This window comes from Variovorax paradoxus, from assembly GCF_040544635.1.
In the GTDB taxonomy this organism is placed as follows: domain Bacteria; phylum Pseudomonadota; class Gammaproteobacteria; order Burkholderiales; family Burkholderiaceae_C; genus Variovorax; species Variovorax paradoxus_R.
On record NZ_JBEPKJ010000007.1, the window covers coordinates 137,864 to 158,635 of the forward strand.

At 66.0% G+C, this 20,772-nt stretch carries 18 protein-coding genes; 10 read left to right on the forward strand and 8 right to left on the reverse strand.

What is annotated here, in order from left to right; genetic code table 11:
* Positions 1-64: 64 nt before the first annotated feature.
* The 8 genes from ABIC94_RS13905 (at position 65) to ABIC94_RS13940 (ending at position 9,775) form a co-directional block, all read left to right on the forward strand.
* Complete coding sequence (locus ABIC94_RS13905; RefSeq protein WP_354373584.1) at positions 65-1,273, forward strand: CaiB/BaiF CoA transferase family protein; 1,209 nt, start codon at positions 65-67, stop codon at positions 1,271-1,273.
* 42 nt (positions 1,274-1,315) lie between these two features.
* Complete coding sequence (locus ABIC94_RS13910; protein WP_354373585.1) at positions 1,316-2,314, forward strand: Bug family tripartite tricarboxylate transporter substrate binding protein; 999 nt, start codon at positions 1,316-1,318, stop codon at positions 2,312-2,314.
* Positions 2,315-2,362: 48 nt separating this feature from the next.
* The gene (locus tag ABIC94_RS13915; RefSeq protein WP_354373586.1) at positions 2,363-4,306 is read left to right on the forward strand and encodes an acyl-CoA synthetase; all 1,944 of its coding nucleotides are present in this window, start codon (positions 2,363-2,365) and stop codon (positions 4,304-4,306) included.
* A gap of 65 nt (positions 4,307-4,371) precedes the next feature.
* Complete coding sequence (locus ABIC94_RS13920; RefSeq protein ID WP_354373587.1) at positions 4,372-5,373, forward strand: Bug family tripartite tricarboxylate transporter substrate binding protein; 1,002 nt, start codon at positions 4,372-4,374, stop codon at positions 5,371-5,373.
* A 114-nt stretch (positions 5,374-5,487) separates the two neighbouring features.
* Positions 5,488-6,069 carry a TRAP transporter small permease gene (locus tag ABIC94_RS13925; protein ID WP_354373588.1) on the forward strand — a complete coding sequence of 194 codons (582 nt, stop codon included), beginning with the start codon at positions 5,488-5,490 and terminating at the stop codon, positions 6,067-6,069.
* Positions 6,066-7,364 carry a TRAP transporter large permease gene (locus ABIC94_RS13930; RefSeq protein WP_354373589.1) on the forward strand — a complete coding sequence of 433 codons (1,299 nt, stop codon included), beginning with the start codon at positions 6,066-6,068 and terminating at the stop codon, positions 7,362-7,364. The genes ABIC94_RS13925 and ABIC94_RS13930 overlap by 4 nt, the downstream gene beginning before the upstream one ends.
* Before the next feature lie 378 nt (positions 7,365-7,742).
* Entirely contained in the window at positions 7,743-8,780 is a 1,038-nt protein-coding gene (locus ABIC94_RS13935; protein WP_354373590.1) for a DctP family TRAP transporter solute-binding subunit, read from the forward strand.
* A 56-nt stretch (positions 8,781-8,836) separates the two neighbouring features.
* Complete coding sequence (locus ABIC94_RS13940) at positions 8,837-9,775, forward strand: nucleoside hydrolase (RefSeq protein WP_354373591.1); 939 nt, start codon at positions 8,837-8,839, stop codon at positions 9,773-9,775.
* Positions 9,776-9,844: 69 nt separating this feature from the next.
* On the opposite strand, the gene ABIC94_RS13945 is transcribed toward ABIC94_RS13940, so the two are convergent.
* The 6 genes from ABIC94_RS13945 to ABIC94_RS13970 form a co-directional block, all read right to left on the reverse strand.
* Complete coding sequence (locus tag ABIC94_RS13945; RefSeq protein WP_157616571.1) at positions 9,845-10,582, reverse strand: amino acid ABC transporter ATP-binding protein; 738 nt, start codon at positions 10,580-10,582, stop codon at positions 9,845-9,847.
* A 33-nt stretch (positions 10,583-10,615) separates the two neighbouring features.
* Entirely contained in the window at positions 10,616-11,305 is a 690-nt protein-coding gene (locus ABIC94_RS13950) for an amino acid ABC transporter permease (RefSeq protein ID WP_258503943.1), read from the reverse strand.
* A 1-nt stretch (position 11,306) separates the two neighbouring features.
* Positions 11,307-12,038: an amino acid ABC transporter permease gene (locus tag ABIC94_RS13955; RefSeq protein WP_354373592.1), complete on the reverse strand. Its 732-nt coding sequence runs from the start codon at positions 12,036-12,038 to the stop codon at positions 11,307-11,309.
* Between the two features lie 133 nt (positions 12,039-12,171).
* On the reverse strand, positions 12,172-13,074 hold the full coding sequence (locus tag ABIC94_RS13960) for an amino acid ABC transporter substrate-binding protein (RefSeq protein ID WP_354373593.1): 903 nt from the start codon (positions 13,072-13,074) through the stop codon (positions 12,172-12,174).
* Positions 13,075-13,247: 173 nt separating this feature from the next.
* Positions 13,248-14,699 carry an aspartate ammonia-lyase gene (locus ABIC94_RS13965; RefSeq protein ID WP_354373594.1) on the reverse strand — a complete coding sequence of 484 codons (1,452 nt, stop codon included), beginning with the start codon at positions 14,697-14,699 and terminating at the stop codon, positions 13,248-13,250.
* 187 nt (positions 14,700-14,886) lie between these two features.
* The gene (locus tag ABIC94_RS13970) at positions 14,887-15,876 is read right to left on the reverse strand and encodes a LysR substrate-binding domain-containing protein (protein ID WP_354373595.1); all 990 of its coding nucleotides are present in this window, start codon (positions 15,874-15,876) and stop codon (positions 14,887-14,889) included.
* Between the two features lie 61 nt (positions 15,877-15,937).
* Between ABIC94_RS13970 and ABIC94_RS13975 the strand changes: the two genes are divergently transcribed.
* The gene (locus ABIC94_RS13975; protein ID WP_354373596.1) at positions 15,938-17,380 is read left to right on the forward strand and encodes an amidase; all 1,443 of its coding nucleotides are present in this window, start codon (positions 15,938-15,940) and stop codon (positions 17,378-17,380) included.
* A gap of 33 nt (positions 17,381-17,413) precedes the next feature.
* On the opposite strand, the gene ABIC94_RS13980 is transcribed toward ABIC94_RS13975, so the two are convergent.
* Positions 17,414-18,352, reverse strand: coding sequence for a 2-hydroxyacid dehydrogenase (locus ABIC94_RS13980; RefSeq protein WP_354373597.1), 939 nt, complete (start codon positions 18,350-18,352; stop codon positions 17,414-17,416).
* 45 nt (positions 18,353-18,397) lie between these two features.
* Complete coding sequence (locus ABIC94_RS13985; protein WP_354373730.1) at positions 18,398-20,290, reverse strand: ABCB family ABC transporter ATP-binding protein/permease; 1,893 nt, start codon at positions 20,288-20,290, stop codon at positions 18,398-18,400.
* Between the two features lie 43 nt (positions 20,291-20,333).
* Between ABIC94_RS13985 and ABIC94_RS13990 the strand changes: the two genes are divergently transcribed.
* The gene (locus ABIC94_RS13990; RefSeq protein ID WP_157611956.1) at positions 20,334-20,753 is read left to right on the forward strand and encodes an acyl-CoA thioesterase; all 420 of its coding nucleotides are present in this window, start codon (positions 20,334-20,336) and stop codon (positions 20,751-20,753) included.
* Positions 20,754-20,772 lie beyond the last annotated feature (19 nt).

The window sequence follows — 20,772 nt, forward strand, 5'->3', positions numbered from 1 at the left end:
CATCCAGCCAACCTCATGCCTCGCACACGCTGCGGGGCTTTCTCGTTTCAAGGGAGTTGCTCTCATGCCCATGCTGAATTCCTCGCTGCCGCTTGCCGGCGTGCGCGTTCTCGATCTGTCCCGCATCCTCGCGGGCCCCTGGTGCGGCATGGTGCTGGCCGACATGGGCGCCGAAGTGATCAAGGTCGAGCACCCGGGCCGCGGCGACGACACGCGCGACTGGGGCCTGCGCGTCGGCAACACCGAGACGGCCTACTTCAACAGCGTGAACCGCAACAAGCGCTCGATCACGCTCGACCTGCAGACGCCCGAAGGCCAGCAGATTGCGCGCGATCTTGCCAGGCAGTGCGACGTGGTGATCCAGAACTTCAAGTTCGGCGGCATCGACAAGCTGGGCCTCGGCTATGAACAGCTGAGCAAGGAAAACCCGAAACTCATCTACTGCTCGATCTCGGGCTATGACCGCACCGGCCCCGAGGCCGCGCGCCCGGGCTACGACCTGGTGGTGCAGGGCGAGGCGGGCCTGATGGCGCTGAACGGCGAAGCCAACCAGCCGCCGCTCAAGTTCGGCGTGGCGGTGGTCGACCTGTTCACCGGCATGTATTCGGCACAGGCCGTACTGGCCGCGCTGTACCAGCGCGAGAAGACCGGCAAGGGCCGGCATGTGGAGATGGCGCTGTTCGACTGCGGCCTGATGATCACGGCCTACTACGGCCTCGAGGCGCTGCTGATGAGCGAAGACCCGCCGCGCTACGGCAACTCGCATCCGTCGATCGTGCCCTACGGCGTGTTCGACGCGGCGGATGGCCCGCTGGTCATCACTGTTGGCAACAACGCCCAGTTCTCGCGCTTCTGCACCGACGTGCTCGAGCGGCCCGACCTCGCGGCGGACGAACGCTTCAAGACCAACATCCTGCGCTCGGCAAACCGCGCGGTGCTGCTGCCGGAGCTGCATGCCGAACTGGCCAAGCACCAGCGCGCCGACCTGCTCGCGAAGCTCACGCAATCGGGCATTCCCTGCGGCGAGGTGCTCGGCCTGCTGGAAGCGCTCAACTCCAAGCGCGCGACCGATGCCGGCCTTGTCACCGAGCAGCCGCATCCGGTGGCCGGCACGGTCAACGTGCTGGCGCCGCCCTACCGCTTCGACGGCGAGCGGCTGCCGGTGCGCAGTGCGCCACCGCAACTGGGCGAAGGCACGAACGAGGTGCTGCAGTCGCTGCTCGGCCTCTCGGACGACAAGCTTGCGCAACTGAAAACGAACGGCGTCGTCTGAAGGCGATCCTTCTTTCTCTCTCTCTGATTCCCTGAAAAAGTCATGGCATTTCCTTTCCCCCGCTCCCTGCGCAACCCCGCGCGCCGCGCGCTCATCGCTCTGGCCCTTCCCCTGGTGGCCGGCGCCGCGTTCGCGCAGGCCTGGCCGGCCAAGCCGATCACCGTCATCGTGCCCTTCCCGCCCGGCGGCCCGACCGACGTGGCCACGCGCATCGTGGCGCAGAAGATGTCGCAGGGCCTGAAGCAGAACATCCTGATCGACAACCGCAGCGGCGCCTCGGGCACCATCGGCGCGGCGGCTGCGGCCAAGGCCGCGCCCGACGGCTACACCTTCGTGATGCTGGCCACGCCCACGCTGCTGGCCGCGCACCTGTACGGCCAGACGCCCTACGACATCTTCAAGAGCTTCACGCCCGTGGGCGTCGTGTATGACTTGCCGATCGTCATGGTGGTCAATCCGAAGGCGTTGCCCGGCGTGAACGACCTGCAAGGGCTCATCGCCAAGGCCAAGGCCGAAGGCGGCAAGCTCAACTACACGACCGCCGGCGCAGGCAGCTTCGGTCACCTGACGACCGAGCAGCTCAAGAACATCGGCAAGTTCGACATGCAGCACGTGCCCTACCGCGGCAGCGCGCCGGCCGTGACCGACCTGATCGGCGGGCAGGTGCCGGCCATGTTCTCGGACCTGGTGGCGGTAATGCCGCACATCCGCGCGGGCACGCTGCGCGCGATTGCGGTCGGTTCCGGCAAGCGCGTGAGCCTGCTGCCCGACGTGAAGACTGTCGCCGAGCAAGGCTTCCCGGGCTTCGATGCGACCTCGTGGGGCGGCCTGCTGGCACCGGCCGGCACGCCCAAGGACGTGGTCGACCGCATGAGCGCCGAGCTGAAGACGGCGCTGGCCGACAAGGAAGTGCAGGACAAGCTCGAAAGCGTCGGCTCCTTCGCGGCCTACGGCACGCCCGAGCAGACGGGCTCGCGCATGCGCCAGGATTTCGAGCGCTGGGGCAAGGTCATTCGGGACAACAAGATCACGAACCAGTAAAACAGCGCTTCGCACGCGGCCGGCAAAAGACAACATCAGGAGACACGCATGGCAGACAGCAAGAAGACGAAGGTGGCCGGCGAGCCGTTCCGCCCCCTGCTTCCGGTGCGCAGCCTCGCCGATATCCGGCGGCTCGAGGAAACACCGCTCGCACAGGCGCTGACGGTGCGCAGCACCTACGAGATCTTTCGCAACGCGGGCGCGGCCTTCGGCGGCAAGACGGCACTCACCTTCCTGCGCACCGGCAACCCGGCCGACGAGCCGATCCGCTGGTCGTACGCCGACTTGCTCGCGGGCATCCACCAGACCGCGAACATGCTGCATGCGCTGGGGGTGGGCCCCCAAGACGCGGTGGCGGTGCTGCTGCCGGGCTGCCTCGAATACCACCTCGCGCTCTGGGGCGGCGAAGCGGCCGGCATCGTGCAGCCGCTCAATCCGCTGCTCACGGATGAGAAGCTGGTCGCGCTGATGACGGCGGGCCGCGCCAAGGTGCTGATCGCCTACGGCTCGGACAGCGAATCGGGCATGTGGTCGAAGGCGATGCGGCTGCGCAGCCAGGTGCCGACACTCACCACTGTGCTGCGCGTGGCGCCGCACGAGGAGGCACCGAGCGCCGCGGGCGGGCTGCCCGAAGGTGTCGCCGAGTTCAACACGCTGCGCGCCGCGCAGCCTGCCGACCGACTCGTGAGCGGCCGCGACATCGCGCCCACCGACATTGCCGCCTACTTCCACACCGGCGGCACCACCGGCGCCCCCAAGCTCGCGCGCCACAGCCACGGCGCGCAGGTGTTTACCGCCTGGGCCAGCGTGCAGGTCGCGGGCATGAACGACCAGGGCATCTCGATCAACGGCTATCCGCTGTTCCACGTGGCGGGCGTGCTGCCGGCCTCGCTGGCATCGCTCTCGGCGGGCATGGAGGTGATCATTCCGACGACCTCGCTGCTGCGCAACAAGGAGGTGCTGGCCAACTACTGGAAGCTGGTCGAGACATACCGGCCGACCTCGCTCTCGGCCGTGCCCACGGTGCTGGCCGCATTGGCGAACGTGCCGCTGGACGGCGCGGACATTTCATCGATCGGCTACTGCCGCACGGGCGCTGCGGTGCTCTCGCCGGAGCTGGCCGCGCGCTTCGAGCGGCTGTTCGGGCTGCATGTGCACGAGAGCCTGGGGATGACTGAGATGGCCGGCATCTCGACCATCACGCCGCCCGGCGTGGACGGGCCGGCGGGCTGCGTGGGCTTTCCGCTGCCGTATATGCGGATGCGCATCGTGGCGCTCGACGAAAACGGCAACGCCAGCGACCGCGAGCTGCCGCCGGGCGAGCAGGGCATGGTGCTGTTCAAGTCGCCCAACCTGTTCTCCGGTTTCGTCGACCCGGCCGACAACGCCAAGGCCTTCACGGCCGACGGCTGGCTTGCGACCGGCGACCTGGGCTGGATCGATGGCGAGGGGCGGCTCAACCTCAGCGGCCGCTCGAAAGACCTGATCATCCGCAGCGGCCACAACATCGACCCCAAGGTGATCGAAGACGCGCTGGGCGCGCATCCGGCGGTGCAGCTGTGTGCGGCAGTGGGTGCGCCCGATGCGTATGCGGGCGAACTGCCGGTGGTGTTCGCGACGCTGGTGCCGGGCGCATCGGCAACGGAAGACGAACTGCTGGCCTTTACCGCCGCGCGCGTGGACGAGGCACCCGCCAAGCCCAAGTCTGTGATCGTCATCGAGAACATGCCGATGACCAACGTCGGCAAGATCTACAAGCCCGAGCTGCGCGCCATGGCGGCGAGCCGCGTGGTGGCGGCCGCGGTGGTGCAGATCTGCAACGAACTCGGCGTGGCGGAAGCCGCCCGGCCGAGCGTACGCAGCGAGGGCGAAAGCCTGGTGGAGGTGCGCGTCGACGCAGCCGCCGCGGGCACGCTTGCGGCGGCGCTGCAGCAGCGGATCGAAGCGGCGCTTGCGCCGCTGCCGTTCAAGACCAGGGTGCGCACGGAATAGCCGAGGCACCGGCTGACTGGCGGCACGCACACAAAAATAAATCAACCATCGGAGACATCGAGAACATGAACAACGCCACATTCACCATCACCCGCCGCGCACTGCACGGCCTTGCCATTGCATCGCTCGCGCTCACAGCCACCACCGCCGGCTGGGCGCAGACCTATCCGACCAAGCCGATCCGCATGGTGGTGCCTTTTGCCGCGGGCGGCGCCACCGACGTGCTGGCCCGCGTGGTGGGCGAGAAGATGGCAGCCGGGCTGGGCCAGCCGGTCATCATCGACAACAAGCCGGGCGCCGCCGGCATCATCGGCACCGACGCCGTGGCCAAGGCGCCGGCCGATGGCTACACCCTGGTGCTGGCGCTGAGCAATTCGCTGCTGACCAACCAGTTCCTCTACCAGAAGCTGCCCTACGACACGCAGCGCGACCTCACGCTGGTCTACCAGATTGCCACCGCGCCGCTGGTGCTGGTGGTGCACCCGAGCGTGCCGGTGAAGAACGGGCCGGAGCTTCTGAAATACGTGGCCGCCAACAAGGGCAAGGTAGCCTACGGCTCGTACGGCGTCGGCGCGTATCCGCACCTGGCCGGCGCACACATGAGCCTTACGCAGAAGGCCGAAATGAACCACGTGGCCTACAAGGGCGAGGCGCCCATGCTGCAAGACCTGATCGGCGGCCAGATCCAGATGGCCTTTGCCAGCGCGCTGGTGGCCAAGCCGCACATCGAGGCGGGCAAGCTCAAGGCCGTCGGCGTGAGCGGCGAGCGCCGCATGGCCACGCTGCCCGACGTGCCGACGCTGGCCGAACAGGGCCTGGGCGACGAGGCCTACCGCGTGACCGGCTGGCTCGCCATTGCCATGCCGGCTGGCACGCCCAAGCCGATCGTGCAACGCATCGCCGAAGAAGTGGGTAAGGCCACGCGCCAGCCCGACGTGCAGGCGCGCGTGGCGGCCATGGGTTTCGACCTGAAGGAGAGCTCGCCGGAGGCTTTTGCCGCCGTGTACAAGAAGGAAAGCCCGATCTGGGAGCGCCTGATCAAGGATTCGGGCGCCAAGCTCGAGTAGCCCGATTCCAGAGGGGCCGGAGGGGCGCGGAACGGGGCCGCAGCTTAGGAAAACCCCGATGAACGGATGGACATGGATCGTTACCATCCATAGCTGCTTTCCCCCTCCCTCTCGATGACCACTCCCAACGAGTCCGGCCCCTTGCTGGACGCCGCCAGCCCCCTCCCCCCAGACATCGAAGCCGCCGACGAGCCCACCCGGGTGCCGCTCGCCATCGAGGACTGGCTCACCGTGATCATCATGGGCGCGCTGGCGCTCATCACCTTTGCCAACGTGCTGGTGCGCTACTTCACCGACTCTTCGTTCGCGTGGACCGAAGAGTTCTCGGTTTTCCTGATGATCATGCTGGCGCTGGTGGCCGGCTCGGCCGCGGTGGCGCGCGACCGGCACATCCGCATCGAGTACTTCTCGGAGAGCGGCTCCATGGCGCGGCGCAAGCGCCTGGCGCAGTTCGGCGCGCTCATGATCGCCATTCTGTTCACGCTGATCGGCGCGCTCAGCATCCGCATGGTGTGGGACGACTACCGCTTCGAAGAAACCACGCCGGGCATCGGCCTTCCGGCCTGGTGGTATTCGATGTGGCTGCCCATCGTGTCCTTTGCCATCGCGCTGCGCGCCGTGGGCCTGATGATCCGCCGCGGCCGCAAGGCGTACGCCGGCGAAGAAAGCCGGAACTTCAAAGGCGACGCATCGTGATCGCCACCCTCCTGTTCGTCGCCTTCGTTGCGATGATGCTGGTGGGCGTGCCCATTGGCGCCGCCCTCGGCCTGGCCGGTGCCGCCTGCATTGCGCTCGCCAACGGCGACGCGCAGTGGTTCGGCTTGCTGGCCGTGCCGCAAAACTTCTATGCCGGCCTCGGCAAGTACCCGCTGCTGGCCATTCCGATGTTCGTGCTGGTGGGCTCCATCTTCGACCGCTCGGGCGTGGCGCTGCGGCTGGTGAACTTTGCGGTCGCCATCGTCGGCCGCGGCCCCGGCATGCTGCCGCTGGTGGCGATTGCGGTGGCCATGTTTCTCGGCGGCATCTCGGGCTCGGGCCCTGCCAATGCCGCCGCCGTGGGCGCGGTGATGATCGCGGCCATGTCGCGCGCCGGCTACCCTGCCGCGTTCTCGGCCAGCGTAGTGGGCGCCGCGGCGGCCACCGACATCCTGATTCCGCCTTCGGTCGCGTTCATCGTCTACTCGGTGCTGGTCCCGGGTGCCTCGGTGCCGGCGCTGTTTGCCGCCGGCATGATCCCGGGCGTGATGGCCGGCCTGGCGCTGATGATTCCGGCCGTGCTGCTGGCCCGCCAGCACAAGATGGGCGCGCTCGAATCGACGTTGCCGCGCCCGCCGTTCTGGAAGAGTTTTCGCGAAGCGATCTGGGGCCTGGCGGCGCCGGTGCTCATTCTGGGCGGCATGCGCGCGGGCTGGTTCACACCAACCGAAGCAGCGGTAGTGGCGGTGTTCTACGGCCTGTTCGTGGGCATGTGCGTGCACCGGACGATCAAGGTGCGCGACCTGTTCGTCATATTGCGTGAATCGGGCGAGCTTTCGGCCGTGATCCTGCTGGTGGTGTCGCTTGCGGGCATCTTCGCGTACTCCCTCTCGACGCTCGGCATCATCGACCCGGTGACGCGCGCCATCGTGAATTCGGGCCTGGGCGAATACGGCATCCTGGCGTTGCTGATCCTGCTGCTCATCACGGTGGGCATGTTCCTCGACGGCGTGTCGATCTTTTTGATCTTCGTGCCGCTCTTGCTGCCCATCGTTCAGTATTACAAGTGGGATCCGGTGTGGTTCGGCGTCATCCTCACGCTCAAGGTGGCATTAGGGCAGTTCACGCCGCCGCTCGCGGTCAACCTGATGGTGTCGTGCCGGATTGCCAAGGTGCGCATGGAAGAAACCGTGCGGTGGGTGGGCTGGATGCTGTTCTCGATGTTCCTGGTGATGGTGCTGGTGATCGCGTTTCCTGAGCTCGCGCTTTGGTTGCCGCGCAAGCTGGGGTATTGAGATGGGGCCGTGCGTTTGGGTGCTTTGTTCAGGGCGCGCACCCGCCGACGGGGTACCTTGCTCCGCGAATGTCCCCCGGCCTGCGGCCTCCTCCTTTGTTTCGCTGCGCAAGGCACCCCATCAGCGGGAGCGTTGGAAAGAGCGGTCATTGATCGGCCACGCACCAGCAGCGCGTCCCAGTGCACAGGGCATCGGGTGCTCCCCGCAGCGAAATAAAGGAGGAGCCGAAGGCGGGGGACATTCGCGGAGGGGAGTACCCGGTGGCCTTTGCACGCGCCCTGAACAGCAGCGCCAAAACATCAGCAACCATTCCCAGTTCAACGATGTTCCCAAAAACATCCATCGCTTAGTTGTGTTCAGAAAACAAGGAGACCTCTCATGAAATTCCGCCGCACCCTCTTGGGCCTTGCCGCCGTAGCCACCGCCCTGGGCATGTTCTCGACCGGCGCCATGGCGCAGGCCACCTACAAGCCCGAATACAAGATGTCGCTCGTGCTCGGCCCGCCGACACCCTGGGGCCAGGCCGGAAAGATCTGGGCCGACCTCGTGAAGGAGCGTACCCAGGGCCGCATCAACATCAAGCTGTACCCCGGCGTGTCGCTCATCCAGGGCGACCAGACCCGCGAGTTCAGCGCGCTGCGCCAGGGCGTGATCGACATGGCCGTAGGCTCGACCATCAACTGGTCGCCGCAGGTCAAGCAGCTCAACCTCTTCTCCATGCCCTTCCTGATGCCCGACTACGCGGCCATCGACGCGCTCACCCAGGGCGAAGTCGGCAAGGAAATGTTCAAGACCCTCGACAAGGCCGGCGTCGTGCCGCTCGCCTGGGGCGAGAACGGCTACCGCGAAATTACCAACTCCAAGAAGCCGATCAAGTCGCCCGAAGACCTGAAGGGCATGAAGATCCGAGTCGTCGGCTCGCCGATTTATTCCGACATGTTCACCGCGCTGGGCGCCAACCCCACGCAGATGAGCTGGGCCGACGCACAGCCCGCGCTCGCCAGCGGCGCCGTCGACGGCCAGGAGAACCCGCTCTTCCTGTTCACCGTGCTCAAGATGCAGAACGTGGGCCAGAAGTTCGTGACCACCTGGGGCTATGTGGCCGACCCGCTGGTGTTCGTGGTCAACAAGGAAATCTGGGCTTCATGGACACCAGCCGACCAGGCCATCGTGCGCCAGGCGGCTGTCGACGCCGGCCAGCAGGAAATCGCCCTTGCGCGCAAGGGCCTCGTCGAAGCCGACAAGCCGGTGCTGAAAGACATCGCCGCCATGGGCGTGACGGTGACCAGCCTCACGCCAGCCGAGCGCGAAGCCTTCGTGAAGGCCACGCGGCCGGTGTACGACAAGTGGAAGACCACCGTGGGCGCAGACCTGGTGGCAACGGCCGAGAAGGCGATCGCGGCGCGCAGGAAGTAACTCAGCAGGAAGACAGCACCGGCGTCGATTCAGGGTGGCGCCGCGACAATGTCGCGATGCACACCCTGATCATCGACACGGACCCCGGCGCGGACGATGTGATCGCGCTGCTGTTCGCCATGGCGGCGCCTGAAACGCTGAAGCTCCAGGCGCTGACCACGGTGGCCGGCAACGTTCCGCTGGCCAAGACTTCGCGCAACGCCCGCCTCGCCTGCGAATGGGCCGGGCGTCCGAACGTTCCGGTGTATGCCGGCACCGAGCGCCCGCTGCAGCGCACGCCAATTTATGCGGCCAACATCCACGGCCAAGAAGGCATCACCGGCGTCGAGGTTCACGAGCCGGCTGTGCCGCTGGCCAAAGGGCACGCGGTCGATTACCTCATTCGCACGCTGCGTGCGGCGCCCGAAAAGAGCGTGACGCTCGCCATGCTCGGCCCGCAGACCAACCTGGCGCTCGCGCTTGAACAAGCCCCCGACATCGTGCGCGGCCTGCGCGAACTGGTGCTCATGGCCGGCGCGCATTTCAACGGCGGCAACATCACGCCGACCGCGGAGTTCAACGTGTTCGCCGATCCGCACGCGGCCGAGGCCGTGCTGAAAAGCGGCGTGCCGACGACCATGCTGCCGCTGGACGTGACGCACAAGATTCTCACGAGCGACGAGCGCATCGCGCGACTGCGCGACATCGGCAACCGGGCCGGTGCCATCGTCGCCGACATCCTGGGCGCCTACGCGCCGCAGGAAATGCAGCACTACGAGATGCCCGGCGGACCGGTGCACGATGCGACCGTTGTCGCTTACCTGCTGCAGCCATCGCTCTTCAGGGGCAGGCGGATCAATGTCGAAGTCGACAGCCGCGAAGGCATGGGCTTCGGCCAGACGGCGGCCGACTGGTACGGCAGCCTCCAGCGCCCCGCCAATGTGAACTGGATCGTGGGGGGCGATGCGCAGGGCTTCTTCGACCTGTTGACGGAGCACATCGCGCGGCTGCCCTGAACGCAGTTGATCGCCCATAAAAAAGCCACGCTGCGAACAGCGTGGCTTTTGCCTTGGCGCCGCAGCAGATCAGTGCTGCAGGATCTTGTTCAGGAAGTCCTTCGTGCGCGGCTGGCGGTTTTCCGGGTGGCTGAAGAACTCGTCCTTCGGGCAGTCTTCCAGGATCTTGCCGCCCACGTCGATGAAGATCACACGGCTGGCCACCTTGCGGGCGAAGGCCATTTCGTGCGTGACCACCATCATGGTCATGCCGTCCCTGGCCAGGCTCACCATCACGTCGAGCACTTCACCGACCATTTCGGGGTCGAGCGCCGACGTGGGTTCGTCGAACAGCATCACGATCGGGTCCATGCTGAGCGCGCGGGCAATGGCCACGCGCTGCTGCTGGCCGCCCGAGAGCTGGCCCGGGAACTTGTCCTTGTGCGCCATCAGGCCCACGCGGTCGAGCATCTTCAGGCCGCGGGTCTTGGCTTCGTCGGGGCTGCGGCCCAGCACCTTGATCTGGGCGATCGTGAGGTTCTCGGTGACCGAGAGGTGCGGGAACAGCTCGAAGTGCTGGAACACCATGCCGACCTTGGAGCGCAGCTTGGGCAGGTTGGTCTTGGGGTCGTGCAGCGGAATGCCGTTGACGGTGATCTCGCCCTTCTGGAAGGGCTCGAGCGCGTTCACGGTCTTGATGAGGGTGGACTTGCCCGAGCCCGAGGGCCCGCACACCACCACCACGTCGCCCTTGGAGATGCTCACCGAACAATCGTTGAGCACCTGCACCGGGCCATACCACTTGGAGACGTTCTTGATTTCAATCATTTTTTCGGACATTTCTTTCTCCGGTTCAGCCACTCAGCGAATGATGGCAATCTTCTTGTGGAGGCGCTTGACGAGCCACGACAAGGCATAGCACATGATGAAGTAAACGACGGCAGCGAGCAGGTAGGCCTCGATCGGGCGGCCGAAGTTCTTGCCCGCGGTCTCGAAGCCCTTGAGCATGTCGTAGGCGCCGATGGCATACACCAGCGAGGTGTCCTGGAACAGGATGATGGTCTGCGTGAGCAGCACCGGCAGCATGTTGCGGAAGGCCTGCGGCAGCACGATCAGGCGCATGTTCTGCCCGTAGGTCATGCCGACCGCCTGGCCCGCATTCACCTGGCCGCGCGGAATCGACTGGATGCCCGCGCGCATGATCTCGCTGAAGTAGGCCGCCTCGAACGCGATGAAAGTGATCACGGCCGAGATTTCCGAACGGTAGTTCGAGCCGATGGAGCCGAAGGCCGCGTAGAACGAGGCCGGCACCAGCAGGAAGAACCACAGGATCACCATCACCAGCGGAATGCTGCGCATGCCGTTGACGTAGATGGCGGCTGGCGCGTCGAGCCACTTCTTGCCCGACAGCCGCATGAGCGCCAGCACGGTGCCGAAGAGCACGCCGCCGATGGTGGCCACGATCGTCAGCATGATGCTGAAGTAGAAGCCCTTGACGACGAAATTGCTGATGACGTCCCAGTTGTAGAACGACAGGTCGAGATTCATCATGTCAGTGTCCCCCGCCGCCGCTGGCCGAAACGATGAAGCCCGGCACACGCGTCTTCTTCTCGATGAACGCCATGATGCGGTTGATTGCAAAGGCCGAGATCACGTAGAGGCCCGTCACGGCAAGGTACACCTCGATGCCGCGCGAGGTTTCTTCCTGCGCCTGCATGGCGAACATCGTGAGTTCGGTCACCGACACGGCAAACGCCACCGACGAGTTCTTGAAGATGTTCATCGTTTCGCTCGTGAGCGGCGGAATGATGATGCGGTAGGCCATGGGCAAGATCACGTAGCGGTAGTACTGCGGCGTGGTAAAGCCCACCGCCATGCCCGCATAGCGCTGGCCCTTGGGCAGCGCCTGAATGCCCGAGCGCACCTGCTCGGCAATACGCGCCGAGGTAAAGAAGCCCAGCGCCAGCACCACCAGCACGAAGCTCGGCACGCCCTTCATGACCGGAATCATGGCCGGAATCACGTGGTACCAGAGGAAGATCTGCACCAAGAGCGGAATGTTGCGGAACAGCTCGACCCAGGCATTGCCCAGGCGTATGAGCCATGGGCTGTTGGGCAAGGTGCGGATGATGCCGACGAGCGAACCCAGCACCAGCGCGACAATGAGCGCCAGCAGGGCGACCGACACGGTCCAGCCCCATGCGGACAGCATCCACTCCCAGTAGGTCGGGTACTTCCCGCCCGGGTCTTGCAAGAAGACCTGCCAATCCCAGTTTGATCCCATCGGGGACTCTCCTTCTTTCAGATTTCCAGACTGCTAGCTTGCACAGGCCGTGCCCGCGCGCCGCGTTGCGCTGCCTTGCGAAAACAAACGCCCGCCGGGGGCGGCGGGCGTTGCGCGGATGACCTTGCCGTGTTTACTTCTTGGCGGCGTAGTCTTCCATCGGCTTGTCGTTCGGGTTGGCCCAAGCCGCCTTCGTGGCATCGGACAGCGGCAGGTTCACCGTGACGTTTGCCGGGGGAATCGGCTTCAGGAACCACTTGTCCCAGAGCTTGGCGAGGTCGCCGTTCTTGATCTGTGCCTTGATGCTGTCGTCCACCACCTTCTTGAAGGCCGGGTCGTCCTTGCGGATCATGATGGCGATGGGCTCGACGCTGAGCACTTCGCCGACGATCTTGTACTCGGCGGGCGCCTTCGACTTGGCGATGTTCGAGGCCAGGATGGAACCGTCCATCACGAAGGCGTCTGCGCGGCCCGATTCGAGCAGCAGGAAGCTGTCGGAGTGGTCCTTGCCGTAGAGCTCCTTGAAGTCGATGCCGCCGGCGCGCTCGTTCTTGCGCAGCGTCTGGACCGACGTGGTGCCGGTGGTGGTGGCCACGGTCTTGCCGTTCAGGTCCTTGATGCTGTTGATGCCCGAGTTGGCCTTGACCGCAATGCGCACTTCCTCGACGTAGGTGGTGACTGCGAACGACACGTCCTTCTGGCGCGTGGCGTTGTTGGTGGTGGAGCCGCACTCGAGGTCGACGGTGCCGTTTTGCACCAGGGGCACGCGGTTCTGCGAGGTCACGGGCTGGTACTTGGTTTCCAGCTTGGCAAGGCCCAGGTTCTTCTGGATGTCCTTGATGATGTTGGCGCAGATGTCGTAGTGGAAACCGGTGTACTGGCCGTTGCCCAGCGTGTACGAAAGGCCGGAAGATTCCCGCACGCCTTCGGTGATGCTGCCCGAAGCCTTGATCTTGGCCAGGGTGTCATTGGCCTGTGCAAACGCGCCGCCGGCAGCCAGGGCTGCGATTGCCAATGCCAATACTTGCTTATTCATACGGAAAACTCCTGAGGGTGACTGGAAGATACAGATACAACGAAATTCTAGACATTCACGTCATGGGGAATACCCGGGCCAACCCGGTGCATTCTCGATGACGCCCGCACCGGCCGCGCGCATCGAAGCGCTTTCGTGGTGCAGGCGAACCAATTGGCATTGTCCGACTTTCACTAAGCAGCCTTTGTGCCCGAGGGCTCGGCAGCCGCCGGCACCGGCGCGGACAGGCGCACGGGCTGGGTCAGATTTTCGGGCACGAGCAGCGCTTCCATCTCGGCGCGCGTCATGATGCCCAGCGATTCGGCCACCAGGTCGATGGGTCCGCCGGTGGCCAGCGCGGTCTTGGCGATGAGCGCCGCCTTTTCGTAGCCGATGAGGGGGTTGAGCGCCGTGACCAGCGTGACCGATTCCCGCACCCGCTTGGCCAGGAACTCGCGGTTGGCCTCGATGCCGACGATGCAGTTCTCCCGCAGCGTGATGCAGGCATTGCTCAGGTGCTTGATGCTCTTGAACAGGCTCCATCCCATGATGGGCTCGAAGGCGTTGAGCTGCAGCTGGCCGGCCTCCGACGCCATGGTGACCGTGATGTCGTTGCCGATGACCTCGAAGGCCACCTGGTTCATCACTTCCGGAATCACCGGATTGACCTTGCCCGGCATGATCGACGAACCGGCCTGGCGCGCCGGCAGGCGGATTTCGCCGAAGCCCGCCTGCGGGCCGCTGGACAACAGCCGCAGGTCGTTGCAGGTCTTGCTGAGCTTGGTAGCCACCCGCTTGAGCACGCCCGAAAGTTGCACGAAGGCGCCGGTGTCCTGCGTGGCCTCGATGAGGTTGGCGGCTTGCTTCAGCGGCACGCCGCTCTGCTCGGCCAGGTACTGGCAGGCCAGGTTGGCATAGCCGTGCGGCGCATTGATGCCGGTGCCGATGGCGGTGGCGCCGAGGTTGATTTCCTCGATGAGCGCGCGCGCCTCGCCGAGCCGGGCCTCGTCTTCGCCGATCATGATGGCGTAGGTCAGGAACTCCTGGCCCAGCGTCATGGGCACGGCGTCTTGCAGCTGGGTGCGGCCGATCTTGAGAATGTCCTTGAACTCGAGCGCCTTGGCCTCGAAGCTCTGGCGCAGCGCGGCCATGGATTCGAGCAGCTTGTCGATGGCAAACCACAGGGCCAGCCGCACCGCCGTCGGGTAGACGTCGTTGGTGCTCTGCGAGGCGTTGACGTGGTCGTTGGGGTGCAGCACGTCGTAGCGGCCCTTTTCATGGCCGAGCTTCTCGAGTGCGAGGTTGCAGATCACCTCGTTGGCGTTCATGTTGGTCGAGGTGCCGGCGCCGCCCTGGATCACGTCGACCACGAATTCGTCGAGCAGCTTGCCCTCGATGAGGTCGTCGCAGGCCAGGATGATGGCCGCGGCGCGGTCGCGGTCGATGGCGCCGAGGTCGGCATTGGCGCGCGTGGCGGCCTTCTTCACGAACGCCAGCGCGCGCACCAGGTCGGGCATGGCCGACACGCGGGTACCGGAGATGGCGAAGTTCTCGACCGCGCGCGCCGTGTGCACGCCCCAGTAGGCAACGGCAGGAATCTGCTTTTCGCCGAGGAAGTCGTGTTCGGTCCTGAAATTGGGGGTCATACAGGTTCCTCGGCTAAAAAAAAGCACGCGGGTGGCGCGTGCCGGAAGTCTTGCTGTGACAGCGGTGTGATCGGAAACTGCCGCGACTTTAGTGGCGCCCAGTCTGCGACGCCAATGCCGTTTGCGGGGGCCCCTATGCGCAGCATTTATAGATTGTGCAGCGCACAAATTCCATCCGTCAATCAGGTCACCGATTGGGCTGGGCGCCGACCAGGTACGACCACAGCGCATCGGCCGTGCGCTTGGGCTGCAAGCCTTCCGAGCCCGCAACGGCCTTCGCGGAGCGGCCGGTGCCGGTCTTTACAGGGACCGGTGCGCTCGGCCGTTCGCGGTAGGCGCGGATTTCCATCGTCGCCTCCAGGCTGTCGATCTCGGGCGGCAGCGCGCTCACCAGCTTGCGCGCCTTGATTTCCTTGCGCACCGCGCTCTGCGGCAAAAAGGCGATGCCGTGGCCTTCGAGCGCCATGACCTTCAGGCCTTCGGCCATGTCGGTTTCATAGACCCGGTCGAGGTGGATGGCGGTGCCCGACTCTTTCAGCAGCTGGTCGACCACCCGTCCCAGGTAGGCGCCGGGCGCGTAGCCCAGGTAAGGCAGCGGCTGGCCGGGCCGGCCGGGCAGCCGGAAGCGCGGCGCGCCGTCGGCATTGGCCTTGACCCAGGGCGCCACGGTTTCCTCGCCCAGGCTGACCATCTCGTACTTGTTGGCGTCGAGCTGCAGCGGCTGCGAGGGGTGGTGATAGGCAATGAGCAGGTCGCAGCTGCCTTCGACCAGCCGCAGCACGGCGTCGTGCACGTTGAGCGCGATCAGCCGGCTCTTGATGGGCCCGAAGTGCTCGCGCAGGCTGGTCACCCACGAGGGGAAGAAGGTGAAGGCCAGCGTGTGCGGGACGGCAATCTCGATCACGTCCTGCCCGGCGGCCGAGTGCCCGCGCAGCATGGCGCGCGTGCTCTGCAGCGACTGCAGCATCTCGATGGCCTGGCTGTAGAGCGTCTGGCCCGCGGGCGTGAGGCGCGTGGGATAGGAGCTGCGGTCGACCAGATCGGTACCGGCCCAGCCCTCGAGCGCCTGAATGCGCCTGGAGAAAGCCGGCTGGGTGACGTGCCTCAATTGGGCAGAGCGGCTGAAGCTGCGCGTTTCCGCCAGGCTGATGAAGTCTTCTAGCCACTTTGTTTCCATACGCGGCGATTATGCGAGCGCCGCGCCATACTGGGCCCCCCCTCCTTTTCCCGCACTCGCCATGTTTTCTGCCGACCTGCTCGAATTGACCGCCACCGACCTGTCGAACCTCATTGCGGGGCGCAAGGTGTCCTGCCGCGAGGTGATGCAAGCCTCGCTGGCCCGCATCGAGGCGCTCAACCCGCGCTTCAACGCCATCGTGTCGCTGCGCGAACCCGAGGCCCTGCTGGCCGAAGCCGGCGAGCGCGACGCCGAGCTGGCACGCGGCGAGCGGCGCGGCTGGATGCACGGCTTTCCGCTGGCGGTAAAGGATTTGAGCCACGCCGCCGGCCTGCCGACTTCCATGGGCTCGCCCCTGTCGCCGCGCTCTGCGGCACGCACCGACAGCCTGCACGTCGCGCGCATGCGCGAGGCCGGCGCCATCGTGATCGGCAAGACCAACACGCCCGAGTTCGGCCTGGGCTCGCACACCTACAACACGGTGTTCGGCATCACCCGCAACGCCTATGCGCCCGACCGCAGCGCCGGTGGCAGCAGCGGCGGCGCTGCCGTTGCGCTGGCGCTGGGCATGCTGCCGGTGGCCGACGGCAGCGACATGATGGGTTCGCTGCGCAACCCGGCGGCCTTCAACAACGTGATCGGCATGCGGCCCTCGCGCGGCCGCGTGCCCGGCGATCCGGAGCAGGAACTGTTCTTCCAGCAACTGGGCACCGAAGGGCCGATGGGCCGAACGGTCGAAGACACCGCGCGGCTGCTTGCGGTGCAGGCGGGCTTCGACACGCGCGTGCCGCTGTCGTCGCCGCAGGCCCTGCCGGCACCCGATGCGTTGCGGCTCGACGACAACGTCGAGGGCCTGCGCGTGGGCTGGCTCGGCAGCATCTGGCCCGATCTGCCGCTGGCGCCGGGCATCCGCGAACTGGGCGAGCGCGCGCTCGACACCTTTCGCGCCATCGGCTGCGAGGTCGAACCCTGCACGCTCGACGTGCCGCGCGAGCACAACTGGAGCGCGTGGCTGCGCCTGCGGCAGTTGCTGGTCGGCGGCAAGCTCGGGGCTTATGTGAGCGACCCGAAGCTGTTTGCCCAGCTCAAACCCGAGGCGCAGTGGGAAATAGAGCAGAGCCGCCATCTCGATGCGGCATCGCTGTACCAGGCTTCGCTCTATCGCTCGAACGTGTACCGCGCGTTCGTCAAGCTCTTCGAGCGCTTCGACTTCGTGCTGGCGCCGACGGCACAGGTGTTCCCTTTCGATGCGGAACTGCACTGGCCCGCCGAAGTGGCCGGCGTGCCGAGCGACACGTACCACCGCTGGATGGAAATCGTGACGCCGTTCACGCTGGCCGGCCTGCCCACGCTGAACGTGCGCGCGGGCTTCGGCGAAAGCGGGTTGCCGATGGGCTTGCAGCTGGCCGGGCCGACCCATGCGGATCTCGGCGTGCTGCGGCTGGGGCATGTGTATGAGAAGGCGTCCGGATGGGGCGCCCGGCGCCCTCCGGTCTTGGCTTGACTCCCTCCCCCTCTGGGGGAAGGGGCAAAACCATCAGACCGGTGTCAAGACACCACGCCCCGCGAAATGCCCTTCGGCATTCGCAAGGAAATGGTCGACGGACTTCTGCGTCGCCTCCGGCGACCAGCCCGCCATGTGCGGCGTGAGCAGCACGTTGTCTAGGCCGACCAGCGGCTCGGGCCGTTTCGGCTCGCTTTCGTACACATCGAGCCCCGCACCCGCGATGCGGTTCTCGCGCAGCGCCGCGGCCAGCGCCTCGGTATCGACCACGCTGCCGCGCCCGATGCTGACCAGAAAGCCTTGCGGGCCGAGCGCATCGAGCACCTCGGTATTCACCAGGTGCCGCGTGGCCGGCCCGCCGGGCGCGGCGAGCACCAGAAAATCGGCCCAGGTGGCGAGGGACTTCAGGTCGTCGAAGTAGCGGTGCGTCGCGCCCTCGCGCGGCTTGCGGTTGTGATAGCCCACTTCCATGTCGAACGCGGCGGCGCGCTTGGCGATCTTCTGGCCGATGGTGCCGAGCCCGAGGATGCCGAGCTTCTTGCCCGACACGTTCGGTGGCTGCGGAATGGCCTCGCGCCACACGCCCTCGCGGCACAGCCGGTCGAGCTGGCGAAAGCCGCGCACGATGCTGATCAGCAGGCCGAAGGCATGGTCGGCCACGCAGTCGTCATTGGTGCCCGCGCCGTTCGCCGTGACGATGCCGCGCGCCCGGGTCACCTCCAGCGGCACGCCTTCGTAGCCCGCGCCCATGCAGCAGACGAGTTCGAGCGCCGGCATGGCCGCGATCTCTTCGGGCGTGATGCCGATCACGCCGATGGTCAGCACCGCGCGAAACTTTTTGCCGTGCTCGGCAATGGCCGCGGCACGCGCGGCGGCGTCGAAGGCGTAGGTCACGTCGTAGACCTCGGCAATCTGGGCCTGGTGGGCACTCGAGAGGCTGTTGAGCACCAGCAGGGGAATCTTGGTCGACACGTCTGAACTCCTGGATCGATAAAAGCAGAGGAATGAATGATCGGGTTAGAGCAGAGGCATTGCTTCGCTCTTCTGCAAAGCCCACATCTGCGCATAGCGGCCTTGCCTGGCCAGCAGCTCGGCATGCGTGCCGCGCTCGACGATCACGCCCGCTTCGAGCACCAGGATCTCGTGCGCGTCGACCACCGTCGAGAGGCGGTGTGCGATGACCAGCGTGGTCTTGTCCTGCGCCGCGCTCTTGAGTTCGGACTGAATGGCGCGCTCGTTGGCTGAATCCAGCGCCGAGGTGGCCTCGTCGAAGATCACGATCGGCGGGTTCTTGAGCAGCGTGCGCGCAATGGCCACGCGCTGCTTCTCTCCGCCCGAAAGCTTGAGGCCGCGCTCGCCCACGGTGGTCTCGTAGCCCAGGGGCGTGGCCGAGATGAAGTCGTGAATGCGGGCCGCGCGCGCAGCACCCTCCACCTCTTCACGGGTTGCGCCCGGCCGGCCGTAGGCAATGTTGTATTCCACGGTGTCGTTGAACAGCACCGTGTCCTGCGGCACGATGCCGATGGCGCGGCGCACGCTGGATTGCTGCACTTCGCGGATGTCCTGGCCGCCGATGGTGATGCGGCCCCCGCCGACGCCGGGCCGCCCCAAGTCGGCGGCGCCCCCCTCGGGGGGTGGGGGGCCAATTCCCACGTCGTAGAAGCGGTAGAGCAGCCGCGCCAGCGTGGACTTGCCCGAGCCCGAGGGGCCGACCACGGCCACGGTCTTGCCGGCCGGAATCTCGAAGCTCACGTGCTTCAGGATGGGGCGCGCGGGCTCGTAGGCAAAGCTCACGTCTTCGAAGCGGATGGTCGAGTCGACGCCCGCGAGCGGCTGCGCACCGGGCGCATCGCGCACCTCGCGCTCTTTTTCCATCAGCACGAACATCTTGTCCAGGTCGGTCAGGCTCTGCTTGATCTCGCGGTAGATCACGCCCAGGAAATTGAGCGGAATGTAGAGCTGGATCATGAAGGCGTTGACCATGACCAGGTCGCCCAGCGTCATGCGCCCTTCGACCACGCCCGAGGTGGCGCGCCAGAGCATCAGCACCAGGCTGATGGCAATCAGCAGTTGCTGGCCGGTATTCAGCATGCTCAGCGTGCGCTGGCTCTTGATGGCGGCCTTGCGGTAGCGGTCCAGGCTGGCGTCGTAGCGCTTCGCCTCGAACTCCTCGTTGTTGAAGTACTTGACGGTTTCGTAGTTCAACAGCGAATCGACCGCGCGGCTCTGCGCCATGGAGTCGAGTTCGTTCATGGTCTTGCGGAACTGGGTGCGCCACTCGGTCACCGTGACCGTGAAGGTGATGTACAGCACCAGCGCCGCCCCCGTGATCCAGACGAAGAGCGAGTCGAACTTCACGCCCAGGATGGTGAGCACCAGCACCAGCTCGATGATGGTCGGCACGATGCTGTAGAGCGACATCGAAATGAGCGAGTGCACGCCGCGCGTGCCGCGCTCGATGTCGCGCGTCATGCCCCCGGTCTGGCGCTCCAGGTGGAAGCGCAGGCTCAGCGAATGCAGGTGGCCGAACACCTCCAGCGCGATCTGCCGGGCCGTGCCTTCGGTGGCCTTGGCGAAGATCAGTTCGCGCAGCTCGCCGAAGAGCGCGGTCGAGAACCGCAGCAGCCCGTAGGCCAGCAAAAGCCCGATGGGCACGATCAGCAGCGCCTGCGCCATGTCGGGCTTGGGCGTCATCGTGTCGATCAGGTTCTTGAGCAGCACCGGCACGCCGACGTTGGCCACTTTGGCCCCCACCATGAAGGCGAGCGCGGCGATCACCCGCCATTTGTACTGCCAGAGGTAGGGAAAAAGGCGGCGCAGCGTGGCCCAGTCGGAGCGATCGCTGCGCGCCGGGGGGTGTCCGGCGACGGGATGGGAGGGAGGAGGTAGGGCTTCGCCGCTGCGGCGCATGAGGGACAATCGTGGTTGCTTTGTTCTGCCTCAGATTGTGCCCATGTCCGATACTTCCAGCACCGACGCCGCCGCGACCCTCAAAAGCCTGCCCACCGACATGGAGCTGGTGCTCAAGGTCATTCCCATGCCGGCGGACTGCAACGCCAACGGCGACATCTTCGGCGGCTGGGTCATGGCGCAGTGCGACCTGGCCGGCTCGGTCATTCCGGCGCGCTACGCCAAGGGCCGCCAGGCCACGGTGGCGGTGAACGAATTCATCTTCAAGCAGCCGGTGCGGCTGGGCGACATCCTGTCGTTCTATTCGAAGCTGGTGCGCATCGGGCGCACCTCGGTCACGGTGACCGTCGAGGTGTTCGCCGAGCGTTTTCGGGCGCAGGGCGAGTACATCAAGGTCACGCAAGCCACTTTCACCTATGTGGCCATCGACGACAACGGCCGCCCCCGCCCGATCGAGAAGTAATCAGCGCAGGGGACGTCGA